The following is a 17,732-nucleotide window of genomic DNA, read 5'->3' on the forward strand; positions in this document are numbered from 1 at the left end:
TCAGCGCGCCGCGGCCAGCAGGGCATCGCAGTCGAGATGCCGTTCGAGTTTTAGGGCGATGTCGTCGAGCGCGCTCTCGACCTGGGCGCGATAGCTGCCCCCGCCCGTCTCGATGCCAAACTCGTTGAGAAACCGCGCCCGAAAAGCATCGGAACCGAACAGACCGTGCAGATAGGTGCCCGACACCCTGCCGTCCCCGGATGTCGCGCCCTCTGCCCGGTCGCCGATCATGGCAACGGGCCGGGCGCAGTCCTTCCCTTCCGTCCGGCCGATGTGGATTTCGTATCCGGTGACCGGCACGCGATATTTGGCCGAGACGGCCTCCACCTCACGCAGCGCTTTCTGCTGCTGCATAACCGTCTCGACATCCAGCAGGCCAAGCCCCTCGACACGGCCTGCCGCGCCCTCGTACCCTTCCGGATCCTCCACACTGCGGCCCAGCATCTGATAGCCGCCGCACAGGCCGACGATATACCCGCCGCGCTCCCGGTGCGCTTTGAGGTCTTCGTCCCAGCCCTGCCGGCGCAGGAAGGCGAGATCGCCGATGGTCGATTTCGAACCCGGCAGCACGATCAGCCCCGCATCGCGCGGCAGGCGCTCGCCCGGCGGCACAAACACCACCTCCACCTCGGGTTCGGCCGAAAGCGGGTCGAGATCGTCGAAATTGGCGATGCGCGAAAGCATCGGAACGGCGACCCTGAGCTTTGCCGGCAGCACACTCGTGCGGCGCGCCAGCGTGACCGAATCCTCCGGCGGAAGGCGGTGCGCTTCGGAAAGCCACGGCACCACACCGAAAGAGGGCCAGCCGGTGAAACCGTGAATGGCGGTAATCCCTTCGTCGAACAGCGAGAGGTCGCCGCGAAACTTGTTCACGATATAGCCGACGATCATGCGCCGGTCCGCTTCCTCGAGGATCAGATGCGTGCCGGCCAGCGCTGCGATCACGCCGCCCCGGTCGATATCGCCCACCAGCACCACCGGCACGTCGCCTTCGGTGGCAAACCCCATATTGGCAATGTCGCGCGCGCGCAGATTGATCTCGGCCGGCGATCCCGCCCCCTCGACGATCACCAGGTCCGCCTCCTTGCGCAGCCGTTCGAAGGATTCCATCACCGGCGCCATCAGCGCGCCCTTGCTGCGCTGATAGTCGCGCGCCCGCGCGGAGCCGCGCGCGCGCCCCTGCACCACGAGCTGCGCGCCCATGTCGCTCTCCGGCTTGATCAGCACCGGGTTCATGTCGACGGTCGGCGCGACCCCGCAGGCCAGCGCCTGCAGCCACTGCGCCCGCCCGATCTCCCCCATTTCGGACGATCCCGGTATGGCCGCGATGGCAGCATTGTTGGACATGTTTTGCGGCTTGAACGGGCGAACGCCGAGCCCCCGCCGCTTCGCCATTCGGCACAGCCCTGCCACAAGCACCGATTTTCCCACATCCGAGCCCGTGCCCTGCAGCATGATGGCGCGCGCCATGGTCATCCCCGTCTTCGTCCTCACCGCGTTTGATGCACAGCGCCTGTGCCACACCTCGCATTGCGCGGTTCCCTCAATGCACTAAACTGATCCATCAGGGAAGGAATTCCATTTCGGGAGGACGTTATGGACGCCAGCGTTTCGCAAGCTGCGGAGCAGTTCGAGCTCAATGCAGACCAGCGCGCCATTCAGGAGATGACCCAGAGCTTTGCCGCCGACCGCGTCGCGCCGCACGCGCTCGACTGGGACCGCGACAAGCATTTCCCGGCGGATGTGGTGCGCGAAACCGGCCCGCTCGGCTTCGGCGGCATCTATGTGCGGGACGATGTCGGCGGTTCGGCGCTCGGCCGGCTCGACGCGGTGCTGATCTTCGAAGCCCTTGCCGCCGCCTGCCCCGGCTTCTCCTCATTCATCTCCATCCACAACATGGCCGGCTGGATGATCGACACATTCGGCAATGAAGAGCAGCGCCAGCGCTTTCTGCCGAAACTCACCTCGATGGAGTGGCTTGCAAGCTATTGCCTGACAGAGCCCGGCTCCGGATCCGATGCCGCGGCACTGAAGACAAAGGCTGTCAAATCCGGTGGCGACTACGTGCTGAACGGCACCAAGCAGTTCATCTCCGGTGCAGGCGAAAACGACATCTATGTCGCCATGGTGCGCACCGGCGAGGACGGCCCCAGAGGCGTTTCCACGGTCGTCGTCCCGAAAGATGCGCCCGGCCTCTCCTTCGGCCCCGCCGAATTCAAGATGGGCTGGCACATGCAGCCGACGCGGCAGGTGATCTTCGAGGATTGCAAAGTGCCTGCCGAAAACCTTCTCTCCAGCGAGGGCGCAGGCTTCGGCATCGCCATGGCCGGCCTCGACGGCGGAAGGCTCAACATCGCCGCCTGTTCGCTGGGTGGCGCGCAATCGGCGCTCGACAGGGCCCTCGCCTATACGGCCGAGCGCGAGGCCTTCGGCCAGGCGATCAACCGTTTTCAGGCGCTCCAGTTCAAACTGGCCGACATGGAGACGAACCTGCAGGCGTCACGCATGATGCTCTACACGGCTGCCTCCAAGCTGGATGCAAAGACGCCCGACGCCTCCAAATGGTCGGCCATGGCCAAGCGCTTCGTCACCGACACCTGCTTCGACATCGCCAATGACGCGCTGCAGCTTCACGGCGGTTATGGCTATCTGCATGAATACGGCGTCGAGAAACTGGTGCGGGACCTGCGCGTTCACCAGATTCTCGAAGGCACCAACGAAATCATGCGGCTCATCATTGCACGGCACCTGGTCGGCCGCGGCTGACCGGTTCGCCGAAGCCGCCCCGCCACGCCCCCGGAGGAAACATATGGCAAGCATTGCATTCATCGGTCTCGGCAATATGGGCAATCCCATGGCAGCCAATCTCGTCAAGGCCGGTCACACGGTTCTTGGCTTCGACCTGATTACGGAAAATCTCGAGACCGCCACCAAAAATGGCGTCACGGTCATGGCGAGCGCGGCAGCGGCGGTGAAGGATGCGGAGGTCGTGATCACCATGCTGCCGGCCGGAAAGCATGTTCTGTCCGTCTATGCCGACATCGCGCCAAAGGCCCACAAGGGCGCGCTCTTCATCGATTCCTCCACCATCGACGTGGAGTCGGCCCGCAAGGCGCATGACATCGCTGCAGAACACGGGCTTCTCTCCATCGACGCACCGGTTTCGGGCGGGGTGGGCGGTGCGGAAGCCGGCACCCTGACCTTCATGGCCGGTGGAAGTTCTGACGCCTTCGCGAAGGCCAGCCCCATTCTGGAGCCGATGGCGGGGCGCGTCGTCCATTGTGGCGACGGTGGCGCCGGTCAGGCGGCGAAAATCTGCAACAACATGATCCTCGGCATTTCGATGATCGCCGTTGGCGAGGCCTTCGTTCTGGCTGAAAAGCTCGGGCTTTCCCATCAGGCGCTGTTCGACGTCGCCTCTACATCCTCGGGTCAGTGCTGGTCGCTGACAAGCTATTGTCCCGTGCCCGGTCCAGTCCCTGCCTCGCCTGCCAACCGCGACTACAAGCCCGGCTTTGCGGCCGGCCTCATGCTCAAGGATCTGAAGCTCGCGCAGGAAGCCGCCCAGAGCGCAGGTGCCGCCACGCCGCTCGGCGCCGAAGCAGCGCAGCTCTACACGCTCTTCAACGCCATGGGCCACGAAGGCACCGATTTTTCCGGCATCATCAACTTTCTCCGCGGCAGGCAAAGCTGAAAAAATAGAACGCCGGCAAAAAAACGTGATTTTATATGTCCCGCTAACTTCCCGGTAACCATGAGCGGCTAGAAATGACGTCGAGGCGGTTTTGAAGCCTCCCCGACGCCGGATCAGGTCTCGCGTACCGGTACGGGAACTCTTCGCAGCGTTGCGTCAGTGCGAAGAGCAGTATTCGAGTAATGTAAAACCGCGTCTCTTCCCGCCCGAAGAAACGCGGTTTTTCTTTACAGCGCCGCGCGTCTTATAAGACGCGCAAAGGACGCTGTAACACTTTGAAATAATGCATGTTCGTTGTCTTTCAAATGAATTCATTTGAAAGCGACATGCATTAGAGCATTTTGCAGTCAGGTGGAATCACCTGACGTCCGCATAAATGCGGAGAAACAGACAGATAGAGCGGAGTAGCGTTTCCCTGAAACGGTGAACCGCTCTAGTGTCAGGACCCATTACGCAGTTCGGCTTCGGCCCTGTTGAGCGCCGTCTCGATCCGGTCGCACGCCATGTCGATGGTCTCGCGGGTCCAGATCAGCGGCGGCGACAGGATCATCGTGTCACCCACGGCCCGCATCATCATGCCGCCGGCGATTGCATGGTCGCGCACGCATGATGCCGCCGCCCCTTGACCGGGAAAGCGCTTGCGCGTTTCCTTGTCTGCGACAATCTCGATTGCTGCCATCAGCCCGAAGGACCGCACCTCGCCGACAATGCCGTGTCCGCCAAGCCGTGTCTGAAGCGCCTCGGCCAGATAGGGGCCGGTATCTGTGCGCACCCGCTCCACCAGGCCTTCCCGCTCGATGATCTCCAGGTTTTTCAGCGCCACAGCACATGCCACCGGATGCCCTGAGTAGGTGTAGCCGTGGAAGAACTCGCCGCCCTTCCCCACCAGCGTTTCAGCGATACGATCACCGACAAGAAGCGCTGAAAGCGGCTGATAGCCCGACGTCAGCGCCTTGGCCGTGGTGATCGTGTCGGGCTGCAGTCCAAGCCGCTCGGCGGCAAACCACGCGCCGGTGCGACCATAACCGGTAATGACCTCGTCCAGCATCAGGAGCACATCGTATTTTTTGCAGATCCGGTCTATCTCCGGCCAATAGCTTTCCGGCGGGATCTTGACGCCGCCTGCCCCCATCACCGGCTCGCCGATGAAGGCTGCGACGTTCTCCGGCCCGGCCTCGAGAATGGCGTCTTCCACCGCCTTCGCAGCGCGCAGACCGAAATCATGGTCGCTCTCGCCCGCCTCCCGCAGCTCGAATGCGTAGGGCGGCATCACGTGGTCAATGTTCGGCACGGCGCCATAGAGCTGTCCATGCATCGCCCCCATGCCGCCCAGCGAGGTCGCCGCAACGGTCGAGCCGTGATAGGCCCAGTTGCGCGAGATGATGCGGTTCTTTTCCGGCTTTCCTTCGAGCGCCCAGTAGTGCCGCACCAGCCGAAGCGCGGTGTCGTTGGCTTCCGATCCGGATGACCCGTAGAAAACCTGGTTGATGTTTGCGGGCGCGATCTCCGCCAGTCTCTGCGAAAGAAGCACCGGGGTCGGCGTGGAGCAACGAAAGAAGGAATTGTAATAGGGCAATTCCTTCATCTGCTCATGGGCCACATCGGCGAGTTCGTCGCGGCCATAGCCGACGTTCACGCACCACAGCCCGGCCATCCCGTCGAGTATCTCCCTGCCCTCCGTATCATAGACGAAAGGCCCGTTGGCGCGGCTGATGATGCGTGACCCCGCCGCCCGCAGATCCTCGTGGTCCGTGAACGGATGCAGATGGTGCGCAGCGTCCATTTCCTGAAGCTGGTTCAGGGAAAAATTCCTGTATGTCATAGGCTTGCTCTCTTCGTTTGAACTGTTCCGATAAGATCGGAGGCCGTTTCAAACGACGCCGGGAGGCGAATATCCGATGCGTGCGCATAGCCGCAGGAGTTCCGTATGCCGTGTGCGCGGTGACGGTTTGGGCGCGGGCAAATCGTTCTCCTGTGGACCGGGACATGGGTTCATGCACCAAATCTAGAGCATCGGACCGAAAAGTGGAAACCGGTTTTCGGTTTATTCCGATGCTCCATCAATAGTCTAGATCGTTTTTTGTGCGTCCGGATGGACGCACGGTAGCCATACTGCCGCAGGCCGTTCAAGCCGGTTCGACAGGGGGCGGTTCCCGAAAATGTCGCATCTCTCGCTCTACGGGTCGCCAGCCCGACCTTTCGCCGGCTGGCTTGGCCTCATCATATGCCCCCATCGCAGCAGTCACGAAGGATGCCCATGACGCAGGACCTCGCAACCGCTGATTCCGGCCCAACCCGTTCACGACGCGGCGGGCGCGCCGCCAAGCGCGGCAATACAGGCAGCTTCGAGCAGCCTCCCTTTCGCCGCCTCGTCAATCCGTTTACGCCCACCCGCATTGTCTCGGAGGACGAGCTCGAAGCCATTCATCTGGCATCGCTCCGGGTGCTGAGCGAGATCGGCGTCGAAGTGCTTCACGATGAAGCGCGCGCCATCATGAAAGCCCATGGTGCCGATGTGCGGGCCGATACCCAGCGCGTCCATTTCGATCCTGCGCTGATCCTCGAATACGTTGCCCATTGCCCTTCGGAATTCGAGGTTCATGCGCGCAATCCGGCGCACAATCTGCATATGGGCGGGAACAGCCTTATTCTCGCGCAGATGGCGTCGGCGCCGAACTGCTCCGACCTCGACCGCGGCCGCCGACCGGGCAATCAGGAGGATTTTCGAAACTTCATCAAGCTGTCGCAGATGCACAACATCATCCAGTGCCAGGGCGGCTACCCGGTCGAGCCGATCGACATCCATCCGTCCATCCGGCACCTGGAATGTCTGCGTGACATCGCCACGCTCACCGACAAGGCCTTCCACATCTATTCGCTGGGGCGGGAACGCAATCTCGACGGTCTCGAGATTGCACGGATCGCACGCGGTGTCAGCGCCGAGCAGTTTGCCAGCGAAGTTTCCTGCTTCACCATCATCAACACGAACTCCCCTCTGAAACTCGACGTTCCGATGATGGAAGGCATCATCCATATGAGCCGTCACGGACAGGCGGTCATCGTCACGCCGTTCACGCTGGCCGGCGCCATGGCGCCCGTCACCATCGCCGGCGCGGTGGTGGAACAGAATGCCGAGGCGCTGGCCGCAATCGCCTTCGCGCAGATGGTCAGGAAAGGCGCGCCCGTCGGCTATGGCGGTTTCACGTCGAATGTCGACATGCGCTCCGGGGCTCCCGCCTTCGGCACGCCGGAATACATGAAGGCGCAGCTTTTGGGCGGGCAGCTTGCCCGGCGCTATGGCATTCCCTATCGCAGCTCCAATGTCTGCGCCGCCAACACGGTCGATGCGCAGGCCGCCTATGAAAGCACCTTCTCGCTCTGGGGTGTCGTTCAGGGCGGCGCAAACATGGTCAAGCATGCTGCGGGCTGGCTCGAAGGCGGGCTGTGCTGCTCTTACGAAAAGATGATGCTCGACATCGATCTTCTGCAGATGGTGGCCGAGTTTCTTCAGCCGCTCGATCTCTCGGAGGATGCGCTCGGGGTCGAGGCCATCCGCCAGGTTGGCCCCGGCGGGCATTTCTTCGGTTCCCCGCACACGCAGGCCCGCTACAAGACGGCGTTTTATTCTCCCATCATTTCCGACTGGCGCAATTACGAGACCTGGGCGCAGGCCGGCTCTCCCACCGCAATCGACCATGCCAATCGCCTCTGGAAGGAGCGGCTTGCCATGTACGAGCCGCCCCCCATGGAGGAGGCGATCCGGGACGAACTCGACGCGTTTGTCGAGCGCCGCATCCGCGAAGGCGGCGCTCCGACGGATTTCTAGTTTCGATTCCAGTAGCAGGTACAACCTCATGAAATCGCATGCAAAAGCAGTTGTCATCGGTGGCGGCGTGGTCGGGTGCTCGGTGCTCTATCACCTTGCCCGCGCCGGCTGGAGCGACGTCATGCTCATTGAACGCTCCGAGCTCACCTCCGGGTCTTCCTGGCATGCGGCGGGCGGCTTCCACACACTCAATGGCGATCCCAACGTTGCGAAACTCCAGGCCTACACCGTCCAGCTCTACCGGGAGATCGAGGAACTGTCCGGCCAGCCCTGCGGGCTTCATCTGACAGGTGGCGTCATGCTGGCCGATAGCCCCGAGCGCATGGATTTCCTCCGCCTTGCCCATGCCAAGGGCCGCTATCTCGGCATGGAGACAGAGCTCATCACACCGTCTGAAGCCAAATCCATGTTCCCCCTGATGGATGAGCGCCATTTCGTCGGCGCCATGTGGGACCCGGTCGAGGGCCATCTCGACCCGTCCGGCACCACCCACGCCTATGCCAAGGCCGCGCGCAAACTGGGGGCGGAGATCGTGCTCAGGAACCGAGTCACAGAACTCACGCAAGCCATTGATGGAACGTGGAAAGTCGTCACCGAGCAAGGCACGGTCGAAGCCGAGCACGTGGTCAATTGCGGTGGCCTCTGGGCGCGCGAAGTGGGCCGCATGGCGGGCCTGGAACTCCCGCTTCTGGCCATGGAGCACATGTATCTCCTCACCGAGCCTATGCCGGAAGTGGAGGCCTTCAACCGCGAGACCGGCCGCGAGATGATCGGCATCATCGACTTCAAGGGCGAGATCTATACACGCCAGGAGCGCAACGGCATTCTGCTTGGAACCTATGAGAAAGCCGCAAAGCCATGGTCGCCTCGCGAGACCCCGTGGGATTTCGGCCACGAGCTTCTGGAGCCGGATATCGATCGCATCGCTCCCTCGCTCGAAGTCGGGTTTCGCCATTTCCCGGCGCTCGAAAATGCCGGCATCAAGCAGGTGATCAACGGTCCCTTCACCTTCGCGCCCGACGGCAATCCGCTTGTCGGCCCGGTTCAGGGTCTGACCAATTACTGGGTCGCCTGCGCGGTCATGGCCGGGTTCAGCCAGGGCGGCGGTGTCGGGCTCGCGCTCGCCAACTGGATGGTGGAAGGCGACCCCGGCTTCGATGTGTGGGGCATGGATGTGGCGCGTTTCGGCGAATGGGCAAGCCTGCGCTACACAAACGCCAAGGTGCGGGAAAACTATTCCCGCCGCTTCTCCATCCGCTTCCCGAACGAGGAGCTGCCCGCCGCCCGCCCGGCGCAGACAACGCCGCTCTACGACATCATGCTGCGCGACAACAATGCGGTGATGGGTGATTCCTGGGGGCTTGAAACGCCGCTCTGGTTTGCGCCGGAAGGCACCGAGCCAAAAGACATCGTCTCTTTCCATCGGTCCAATGATTTTGCGCCTGTCGGGCAAGAGGTGCGCGCCGTGCGTGAGAGCGTGGGCATCACCGAGATCGCCAATTTTGCAAAGTATGAGATTTCCGGCACCGGCGCGCGAGCCTTCCTCGACCACCTGATGACCAACCGCCTGCCGAAGCCCGGCCGCATCGTCCTCACTCCGATGCTCAATGAGTTCGGCAGGCTCATCGGCGATTTCACCATTGCCAACCGTGGTCCGAAGGACGGCGCCGACCGTTTCATGGTCTGGGGTTCGTCAGCCGCGCAGATCTACCATATGCGCTGGTTCGAAAAGCACCTGCCGCGCGACGGCACGGTGCATCTCCACCGCTTCGACCAGACCCTTGTCGGCCTTTCGCTCGCCGGCCCGAAATCCCGCGCCGTGCTTGAAAAATGTGTCGACGTCGATATTTCGAAAGATGCCTTTCGCTTCATGGATTTTCGCGAAATGGCCGTTGCCGGCGCGCCCTGCATGGTCAATCGCCTCACCTACACGGGCGATCTCGGCTACGAAATCTGGATGCCGCCGGCCTATCAGCGCCTCGTCTATGCGGCGCTGAAGGAGGCCGGCGCCGAATTCGGCATTGTCGATTTCGGCATGCGCGCCCTGCTCTCGATGCGGCTTGAAAAGAATTTTCCGACCTGGTTCCGGGAGCTGCGCCCGATCTATGGTCCGTTCGAAGGGGCGATGGAGCGTTTCGTCAAACTGGACAAGGGCGATTTTATCGGCCGTGAAGCAGCCAAGCGTGAAGAGCGGGAGGGGCCGCGCCTGCGCCGTGTTTCCTTCATCGTCGAGGCTGAAGACGCCGATGTGATGGGCGATGAACCCATCTGGGCGAAGGTCGGCGATCAGGATTTCGGCACCGTCGAGCCGCCCCATGGCTATGGTGCGCCCCGCTTCGATGCGGAGGGTGTCGAAATCGCCACCGCCGGCGACGGTATTGTCGATGGCGAATGGCGCGTCGTCGGCTGGGTGACGTCCGGCGGCTACGCGCATTCGGTCGAGAAATCCATGGCGCAGGGCTATGTGCCTGCAGCCCTTTCGCAGGACGAGAGCGCCGGTCTTTTCGAAATCGAGATTCTCGGCCGCCGCCGCCCCGCGCGCATTGCTGCCGCCCCTCCTTTTGATTGCGAGGGCAGAAGAATGCGCGCGTGAGAAAGGCAGCTCTCACCCTGCATTGACGAGATTTTCCTGACTGATGTCACATGGGAACGCAAATTCGCTCCCAGCCAACAGTTAGAGTGATGCTTCTACAATCTTGACCAGATCGCCAAATGTCGTCTTATCGGTGATAATATTCTCATCGATACCAATCCGGTACTTGTTCTCAACATTTAGGATAAGCTCAACAACATCCAATTTTTCGTCAAAAATATCTCCATTGAGCACAGAATCAGCATTTATGCTGTCAACATAAATTGAGAATTCATTGTATATCATACTTTTTATTTCATTATAGATTTTATCATAATTACCCATCTCAAAACCCTTTCGAAATCGTAATTACAAAATACACACCTAAATATTATTATTTCAAACCACCCTTAGAAAAGAATACTTTAATTAAAATGAAAGTCACTCATTTAGAATTACTGATTCCCTAATTCTCTCAACCAAAGAATCCTTTGCATACCGGCTCGTAATATAGGGAAGCCCCAGGCGTCGCGCCGTCCAGCCGACGACACGCAGGTTGCCAACACCGGGCACGAGGCGCTGCGCCATTGCCCAGCTCCGGCAATCGACGGCACAGACATCCGCCCGCCCGTCCCGCACAGCTTCAAGCGAAGCGCGATGCCCGCCCGTTTCCAGTTTTCCTGCAAACAGATCAGCGGCTTCCCCCACCTCCTTCAGATCATGAATCAGGGCGAGGAAGCCGGAGCGCGAGAGCGCCTCATTATAGGCAAGGCGTTTGCCCCGCATGAGATCGGGCGAAAGACGCGCCCGCCCGTCTTCGGGTGCGGCCATGTCTGGTTCGGCCATTTCTTGCCCGGCCACGTCCTTCCGCATAAGGATGGCGCTCGAATAATACGCCCCCTCACCCCCTTCATAGGCCGAATAATCCGGCTGCCCGACCACACGCACATGCCCGGCGAGCCCCGCTTCCATCGGGCCCCAGCAGGTCTGCGCCAGCAGCAGGTTCGGGTGTCGCCACAGCGCCTGCAGATCGCCGGTGCGTGTCAGTGCTTGGGGCGCATCGACACCGCGCCTGCGCAGGGCGTCGCGCCACCCCTGCCACTGGGCGTCAGTGTCCTGCCGGCATTCAGGCCAGTCATACATGGGAAGGGCGGCAATCCATTCGCTCATGCGTTCTTATCGGGTGCCTGGCGTGCCAAACGCAAGCGCCCTACTCCTTCGCTGGCCTGGCCGGCACGGGCCTTCCCCGCCCGCCAACCGTCCGGCCATGAGCGCGCGGGCGAAAGCCGCTGGGCGCTTCAGGCGCGCGCCGCAGGGCCGGGTGCGGCACCGGCTCCTTGGGCCGGAATGCGAATTCCTTCAGAAGCGCCCAGTAACTCCCATAACTGTAGCCATCATTCATGGCGAGCCACTCCGCCCGCCGTTCCCGATAGAGTGCCGGCAGGCGATACCAGGGCGCGGCTGGCACTTTGTGATGAACCAGGTGCAGATTGTTGTTCAGAAACAGCAGTGCCAGCGGCGACCGCTCCACGATGATCGTCCGCCCGTCCGGCCGCTCGGACCATTGGTGCTCTGCAAAAGTGCGCACCGAGATCAGCGACTGTCCGAGCCAGGCCGGCACGAGGATGTAAAGCCACAGCGGCATGTCGAATCCATAAGCGATGACCGGCAGAACGAGCGCCAGCCCCGCCCCGTGCACGAGCCACGCCCGGCGCACGCCGCGCGCATTCCGCCTGATCAGCGTGGCCTCGGCAGCGAAGAACCCGATATTCATGATCAGCGGCCCCAGAAGGAAACGTCCGATCATCGTGTTGTTGACTTCAAGAACGCGGCGCGCCCAGCCAGGCAGTTCCTCATATTGCCAGAGCGCCTTGTAGTAACTCTCCGGATCCTCAAACGGATCCGTCAGCCGCTCGTCCGCATGATGGCGCAGATGCAGCGCCTTGAAGCGGCGATAAGGATAGACAAGCCCGACGGGCAGGAAAACCAGCGCTTCGTTGAGGGCGGATGAGCGTGTGGGATGCCCGTGCAGGCACTCATGCATCAGCGAGCTCTGCAGCGCGATCATCAGCGACAGGAGCAGCAGGCCTGCCAGCGGCCAGTGTGGCCACAACAGGAAGCCCGCAACCGCCCACCCCCCGTAGCAGAGGATGATCAGGGCAAGCGTCGGCCATTCCACCACCGCAGGACGTCTGCCCCCGCGTCTGGTCATCATATCCATCATTGTTCCGGTTCTGCACTGCACCCAAGCCCTGATCGGCAGCCAAAGCAGCGCGTTTTGATCCTGACATGATTCTGTCAGGAGCAGCCGATACACGCAATGCGAGAAAGCGCACAATTCGTTGACAATGCGCACCAATCATATCACTTGTTTACTAAAGTCATCATCTGTACTGAATGAGAGATGGAAAAGACAGTCATCGACAAGCGGGATCTTTCCGGCACGTTTCGCGATCGCCTGAAGACCCTGCTCCAGCGCTCCGGCCTCAACCAGTCGACCTTTGCCGCAGCCGTCGGCATAGACCGCTCGGCCCTGTCGCAGCTCCTCTCCGGCGCCTCCACACGCCTTCCGCGCGCCGAAACGCTCATCAACATTGCTGCCGAGCACAAGGTATCGCTCGACTGGCTGCTCGGCCTCAGCCAGGACGAGGGCATCACCGGAGACCTGCGCGAAAGTCTCGAAATCGCCGAAGCACAGGGCGGGTTCGACGACACGATGCTCGCCAGATGGCACGCCGAAGCCGTGGGCACCAAGATCCGCTATGTGCCCTCGGGCATTCCCGACCTGCTGCGCACGGAAGCCGTCATCCTCTATGAATCGGAAGCCATGCCGCAGCGCCGCGCGACCCAGATCAGCGAGGCCCGATACCGCGTCGACTACAACCGCAGACCAGAAACAGACATGGAGGTCTGCATGCCGCGCCAGACTCTGGAACTCTTCGCCAAGGGCGAAGGCATGTGGCGCACCCTGTCCGAGCAGGTGCGGGCCGAACAGATCATCCACATGGCACGCCTGCTCGACGATCTCTATCCCACCTTCCGCCTTTTCCTGTTCGACGGACGCAGGCGCTATTCCGCCCCCTATACGATCTTCGGCCCCTATCGTGCGGCGCTCTACATGGGCGGCATGTATCTGGTGCTCAGTTCCACCGGCTCCCTGCAGCGCCTGACCCGCCATTTCGACGGGCTCATCCGCGATGCCGAGGTCAACGCCCATGAGGCAGCCGAATTCGTCAGGAGCCTCAGGCTCGGGTAAATTCTCTGGATTGACGGATATAAAGATTTCTTTATATCTTCACTCAAAGAACGCAGGCTCGCCCGTCAGTCTCGACCCAATGGAAGGTTCCCCGATGCAACAGCCGGCACCCGACAATCCAATCGATGCACTCATTGCAGAAAAGGGCATCCTTCTCGCCGATGGCGCGACGGGCACGAATCTCTTTGCCATGGGACTGGAATCGGGTGAAGCGCCCGAACTCTGGAACGAGGATGCGCCTGAAAAGATCGAGGCCCTGCATCAGGGGTTCGTCGATGCCGGCGCCGACATCATCCTCACCAATTCCTTTGGCGGCACGCGTCACAGGCTCAAGCTGCACAACGCACAGGATCGCGTCTTCGAGCTCAACAGGAAGGCGGCGGAGATCGCCTGCCGCGTTGCCGGCAAGGCCGGGCGGCGCGTCATCGTCGCCGGCTCCGTCGGCCCCACCGGCGAGCTTTTGGTGCCGCTCGGCGCCCTCACCTACGAGGAAGCGGTCGAAGCCTTTGCCGAACAGATGGAGGGGCTGAAGGCAGGCGGTGCGGAAGTCGCGTGGATCGAAACCATGTCCGCACCGGATGAAATCCGCGCAGCGGCCGAGGCGGCGATCCGCGTTGGCCTGCCCTACACCTACACAGGCTCGTTCGATACGGCCGGCCGCACCATGATGGGCCTTGCGCCCAAAGACATTCACACCGTCGTTGACGATCTCGGCCAGTCTCCGGTCGCCGTTGGCGCCAATTGCGGCGTCGGCGCGCCGGATATTCTCGCCGCTCTTCTCGACATGACCGAAGCGCGGCCCGATGCCACGGTTGTGGTGAAGGGCAATTGCGGCATTCCGGAGTTTCGCGGCACGGAGGTTCACTATTCCGGAACGCCGGAGCTGATGAGCGAATATGTCCGGCTCGCGGTCGATGGCGGTGCGCGGATCATCGGCGGGTGCTGCGGCACTTCGTTCGAACACCTGGCGGCCATGCGCGCAGCGCTCGATGGCCACAGGGAACCCGAAAACCGTCCCGGCATCGCAGACATCGTCGCCCGCGTCGGCCCGCTGCGCAACAAGTCGGCTTCCGAAAGCGGAGCAGGCACCGGGACGCGACGCTCCCGGCGCGCCCGCGGTTGACGGGACTGGACCAAACGAAACCGACTTGCCTGTCAGGCTCGGTGCATTAAAAGCATTTTTTCGCCGAAGGCATCCTCCTTCCGCGCATGATTCCGGCAGGCGTCGAGATTTCCGCCCGCCGCAAGAGGTAGACGACATGACGGCCATTGCTCCCGGCGCCCGTGCGCCGGCCAATCCGTGGACCGCTGAAGCGCGCGCAATGCTGGCGCTCGCCTGGCCGATGGTGCTCACGAATCTGGCCCAGATCGCCATGACCACGACCGACGTCATGATGATGGGACGGCTGGGTCCGGATTCCCTTGCGGCCGGAACCCTGGGTTACAATCTCTATTTCGCGCCGCTCATTTTTGGGCTCGGCCTCCTGCTTGCTACCTCGCCCATGATGGCGAGCGCGCTTGGCCGCAAGCTTCACTCCGTGCGCGACGTGCGCCGCACCGTGCGGCAGGGCCTGTGGCTTGCCATTGCTGTCTCCATCCCCATCTGGCTTCTGCTCTGGCAATCCGAGCGTATTCTCTTATGGATGGGGCAGGAACCGGCGCTTGCTGGCATCGCCGGCAGCTATGTGCGCACGCTGCAATGGGCCGCCCTGCCCTTTTTCGGGTACATCGTCCTGCGCTCCTTCATTTCCGCGCTGGAGCGTCCGGGCTGGGCGCTGACCATCATGTTCATCATGGTGGCATTCAACGTGCTGGCCAACTGGTGCCTGATGTTCGGCAATCTCGGCTTTCCAGCACTCGGCGTGCCCGGCTCCGGCATCGCCACGACGCTTTCCAGCATTCTGATGTTTTTCGGCCTCGTGCTCGTCGTCTCGGTGGAGCGCCAGTTTCGCCGCTACCAGCTCTTTGGCCGCTTCTGGCGCTCCGACTGGCCCCGCTTCTTCGAGCTGATCCGGCTTGGTCTTCCGATTGCAGGTTCGATGACCTTCGAGGTCACGATCTTCAATGCCGCAGCCCTCCTCATGGGGCTCATCAGCGCGCCCGCACTCGCGGCGCACGCCATTGCAATACAGATCGCGTCCATCAGCTTCATGGTGCCCATGGGCCTCAGCCAGGCTGCCACGGTGCGGGTGGGCCGTGCCTTCGGCGCGCAGAATCTGGATGGCATCGCGCGCGCCGGCTGGACGGCCTTCGTCATGGGCGTCGGCTTCATGGCGCTGATGGCCCTGCTGATGGTCACCATACCCCGGCCGCTCATCGGCGCCTTCATCGATCTCGAGCTGCCGGAAAACGCCGAGGTCATCGGCCTCGCCGTCACCTTCCTGGCTTTTGCCGGCCTGTTCCAGATTTTCGACGGCGCGCAGGCGGTCGCTGCCGGAATGCTGCGCGGCCTGCACGACACGAAAGTGCCGATGATCTATTCGCTGTTCGGCTATTGGGGCCTTGGCATGACATCGAGCGTGGTTCTCGCCTTTGCCCTCGGCATGGATGGACCCGGCATCTGGATCGGCCTGGTCAGCGGCCTCGCCATCGTGTCGGTGCTGCTTTACGTGCGCTGGCTGAGACGCGAGCGCCTCATGCCCTGGCTTCACCAGAGCCGCGTGGCCTGAACCTGCCGCGTTTGGCTTCGTCGATCAGCATGTTCGCCACCTGCATGCGCATCATGGCGTTGGCCCGCAGATGGGCCGGCACCCGGTCGGGGTGATTGCGAAAGGCAAAGTCGCGGCGCAGCCGGTCGAGCGATCTCGGCTCGATCGTTTCGCCCAGTCCCAGTTCACGGGCAATCTCGTCCGGGTCCGTCGTCAGCGGCGGCGCCGGAGGCGGTTCGGCAGCAGTGACCTCCGGCTCAACCGGCTCCGGCGTCTGGTGCTCGCCATATTCCACCCGGGCGCGCCGGTCGGTGAAGTTGATGCGGCCCGAATGGAGTTCCTCGGCTACGGAGAGATAGTCGAGGGAGTTGAGGCTCGCAGACGCACCGCCCGCATGCTCAATGTCCTCACTGATCAGTTCATCAAGCAATGCCGCGAAATCGCGGCGCCTCCCGATGGCCATATCGCCTCTCCCGCCGGCGCGGGAGCTCCATTCATTCAAAAAACAACAGGCGCAGCCTTAGCCCTGTGCGGTTAAGAAACTTCCTCTTTGCTTCACTCTATTTGAAGCAATGGTGAATTGCACGCTTGTGTCCGCACTTGCGATCACAATCTGGGCTCTCTTGAAACGCTACTATATGTGCGAATCGATGTTACCCGCGTTACCCTGCACGCGGTTTCAAGCCGAGGAGGCCCTGATGAAATCCGCTTTCACAATCGCCGCAGTCCTTGCCATTCTGCAAGCGCCGGCACTCGCCCAGGACGAGCCCTATCTGGATGACCGGTCGTCGCCCGAGACCCTGTTGCAATCGCTGTACAATGCGGTCAATCGCAAGGAATACGCCCGTGCCTACGACTATTTCGCAACGCCGCCGGCGGCCAATCTCGATGCCTATCAGGAAGGCTATGCGGACACAGATCATGTCGCCCTCGTAACGGGAACCGCCTCCTCCGAAGGCGCTGCCGGTAGCATCGTCTATTCGCTTCCCGTCGCCATCCGCGCGAGAGCCAGCGATGGCGGCGAGCGGGTTTTCGCCGGCTGCTACACGCTGCGCCTGTCAAACCCGCAGATTCAGGGAACGCCGTATGCGCCGCTGCACATCGAAAAGGCGGAGATGAAGCCTGCAACCGGGGAACTGCGCGATGTTCTGCCCGCCAGTTGCGGCGACGGCACGCCCGATGAAACCGATACGGTTCTGGCCGATGCGAAGGCGCTCTTCTCGTCCATATACGGGCGCGACTGTCCGCAGGCGCCGGAAAGGGACGCCAGCGACCAGGTGCAGAGCTACACGATCCCGTTCAACTATTCGCATGAAAGCCTCGATACGCCGAAACACGAGGCCCGCCTCTTCCGCTTCTATTGCGGAAGCGGTGCCTATAACGAGAACCACGCCTATATCCTTGCCAATGAGGAGGGCGGGCTCACGCCCCTGCAATTCGCCATGCCCGAGACGAGTGTGCAGTACGAAAACGGCGACAGCGACGGCAAGGTCGAGGACATCCGCATCGTCGGCTACACGGCGGACGGCACGCTGGTGAACTCCACCTACGATGCCGACACATTGACGCTCACCAGCTACAACAAGTGGCGAGGCGTGGGCGATGCCTTCTCCGCCGGCACGTGGATTTTCCGCGAAGGAACTTTTACGCTCGTGCGCTACGATGTCGATGCGTCCTATGATGGCGAGAAGGATTCGATCACGGTTCTCGACTATCACACGGGGCCCTGAAGCCCC

Annotated in this window: 14 protein-coding genes; 8 read left to right on the forward strand and 6 right to left on the reverse strand. The window is 62.0% G+C overall.

The window, feature by feature from the left end; all coding sequences use genetic code 11:
- Positions 1 to 1,470 carry a cobyric acid synthase gene (locus AC07E3_RS08955; protein ID WP_478361296.1) on the reverse strand — a complete coding sequence of 490 codons (1,470 nt, stop codon included), beginning with the start codon at positions 1,468 to 1,470 and terminating at the stop codon, positions 1 to 3.
- Between the two features lie 126 nt (positions 1,471 to 1,596).
- Here AC07E3_RS08955 and AC07E3_RS08960 point away from each other — a divergent pair, with 126 nt between their 5' ends.
- Together AC07E3_RS08960 and mmsB are read left to right on the forward strand one after the other, a co-directional pair.
- On the forward strand, positions 1,597 to 2,766 hold the full coding sequence (locus tag AC07E3_RS08960) for an isobutyryl-CoA dehydrogenase (protein WP_065817592.1): 1,170 nt from the start codon (positions 1,597 to 1,599) through the stop codon (positions 2,764 to 2,766).
- Between the two features lie 43 nt (positions 2,767 to 2,809).
- Entirely contained in the window at positions 2,810 to 3,694 is an 885-nt protein-coding gene (gene mmsB, locus AC07E3_RS08965) for a 3-hydroxyisobutyrate dehydrogenase (protein WP_336065111.1), read from the forward strand.
- 439 nt (positions 3,695 to 4,133) lie between these two features.
- Here mmsB and AC07E3_RS08970 read toward each other — a convergent pair whose 3' ends face one another.
- Entirely contained in the window at positions 4,134 to 5,516 is a 1,383-nt protein-coding gene (locus AC07E3_RS08970; protein ID WP_478361299.1) for an aspartate aminotransferase family protein, read from the reverse strand.
- A 435-nt stretch (positions 5,517 to 5,951) separates the two neighbouring features.
- Between AC07E3_RS08970 and AC07E3_RS08975 the strand changes: the two genes are divergently transcribed.
- Entirely contained in the window at positions 5,952 to 7,520 is a 1,569-nt protein-coding gene (locus AC07E3_RS08975) for a trimethylamine methyltransferase family protein (protein ID WP_478361301.1), read from the forward strand.
- 28 nt (positions 7,521 to 7,548) lie between these two features.
- A complete protein-coding gene (locus AC07E3_RS08980) occupies positions 7,549 to 10,113 on the forward strand; it encodes a GcvT family protein (RefSeq protein ID WP_478361303.1) in 2,565 nt (854 codons plus the stop codon).
- Positions 10,114 to 10,194: 81 nt separating this feature from the next.
- Here AC07E3_RS08980 and AC07E3_RS08985 read toward each other — a convergent pair whose 3' ends face one another.
- From AC07E3_RS08985 to AC07E3_RS08995, 3 genes are all read right to left on the reverse strand, one after another.
- On the reverse strand, positions 10,195 to 10,437 hold the full coding sequence (locus AC07E3_RS08985) for an acyl carrier protein (protein WP_336065118.1): 243 nt from the start codon (positions 10,435 to 10,437) through the stop codon (positions 10,195 to 10,197).
- Positions 10,438 to 10,533: 96 nt separating this feature from the next.
- Positions 10,534 to 11,262, reverse strand: coding sequence for a phosphate/phosphite/phosphonate ABC transporter substrate-binding protein (locus AC07E3_RS08990; protein ID WP_336065120.1), 729 nt, complete (start codon positions 11,260 to 11,262; stop codon positions 10,534 to 10,536).
- Positions 11,263 to 11,302: 40 nt separating this feature from the next.
- Positions 11,303 to 12,304: a fatty acid desaturase gene (locus AC07E3_RS08995; protein ID WP_478361334.1), complete on the reverse strand. Its 1,002-nt coding sequence runs from the start codon at positions 12,302 to 12,304 to the stop codon at positions 11,303 to 11,305.
- 192 nt (positions 12,305 to 12,496) lie between these two features.
- Between AC07E3_RS08995 and AC07E3_RS09000 the strand changes: the two genes are divergently transcribed.
- The 3 genes from AC07E3_RS09000 (at position 12,497) to AC07E3_RS09010 (ending at position 16,017) form a co-directional block, all read left to right on the forward strand.
- Positions 12,497 to 13,348 (forward strand): helix-turn-helix domain-containing protein, encoded by an 852-nt coding sequence (locus tag AC07E3_RS09000; RefSeq protein ID WP_336065125.1) that lies wholly within the window; start codon positions 12,497 to 12,499, stop codon positions 13,346 to 13,348.
- A gap of 94 nt (positions 13,349 to 13,442) precedes the next feature.
- On the forward strand, positions 13,443 to 14,471 hold the full coding sequence (gene bmt, locus AC07E3_RS09005) for a betaine--homocysteine S-methyltransferase (protein WP_336065127.1): 1,029 nt from the start codon (positions 13,443 to 13,445) through the stop codon (positions 14,469 to 14,471).
- A gap of 136 nt (positions 14,472 to 14,607) precedes the next feature.
- Positions 14,608 to 16,017: an MATE family efflux transporter gene (locus AC07E3_RS09010; protein WP_336065130.1), complete on the forward strand. Its 1,410-nt coding sequence runs from the start codon at positions 14,608 to 14,610 to the stop codon at positions 16,015 to 16,017.
- Here AC07E3_RS09010 and AC07E3_RS09015 read toward each other — a convergent pair.
- Positions 15,983 to 16,459: a hypothetical protein gene (locus tag AC07E3_RS09015; RefSeq protein WP_478361307.1), complete on the reverse strand. Its 477-nt coding sequence runs from the start codon at positions 16,457 to 16,459 to the stop codon at positions 15,983 to 15,985. The two genes, AC07E3_RS09010 and AC07E3_RS09015, sit on opposite strands and share 35 nt — an antisense overlap.
- Before the next feature lie 235 nt (positions 16,460 to 16,694).
- Between AC07E3_RS09015 and AC07E3_RS09020 the strand changes: the two genes are divergently transcribed.
- Positions 16,695 to 17,726, forward strand: coding sequence for a DUF1176 domain-containing protein (locus AC07E3_RS09020; RefSeq protein WP_478361309.1), 1,032 nt, complete (start codon positions 16,695 to 16,697; stop codon positions 17,724 to 17,726).
- Positions 17,727 to 17,732 lie beyond the last annotated feature (6 nt).

The sequence above is a fragment of the Nitratireductor lacus genome, from assembly GCF_056431025.1.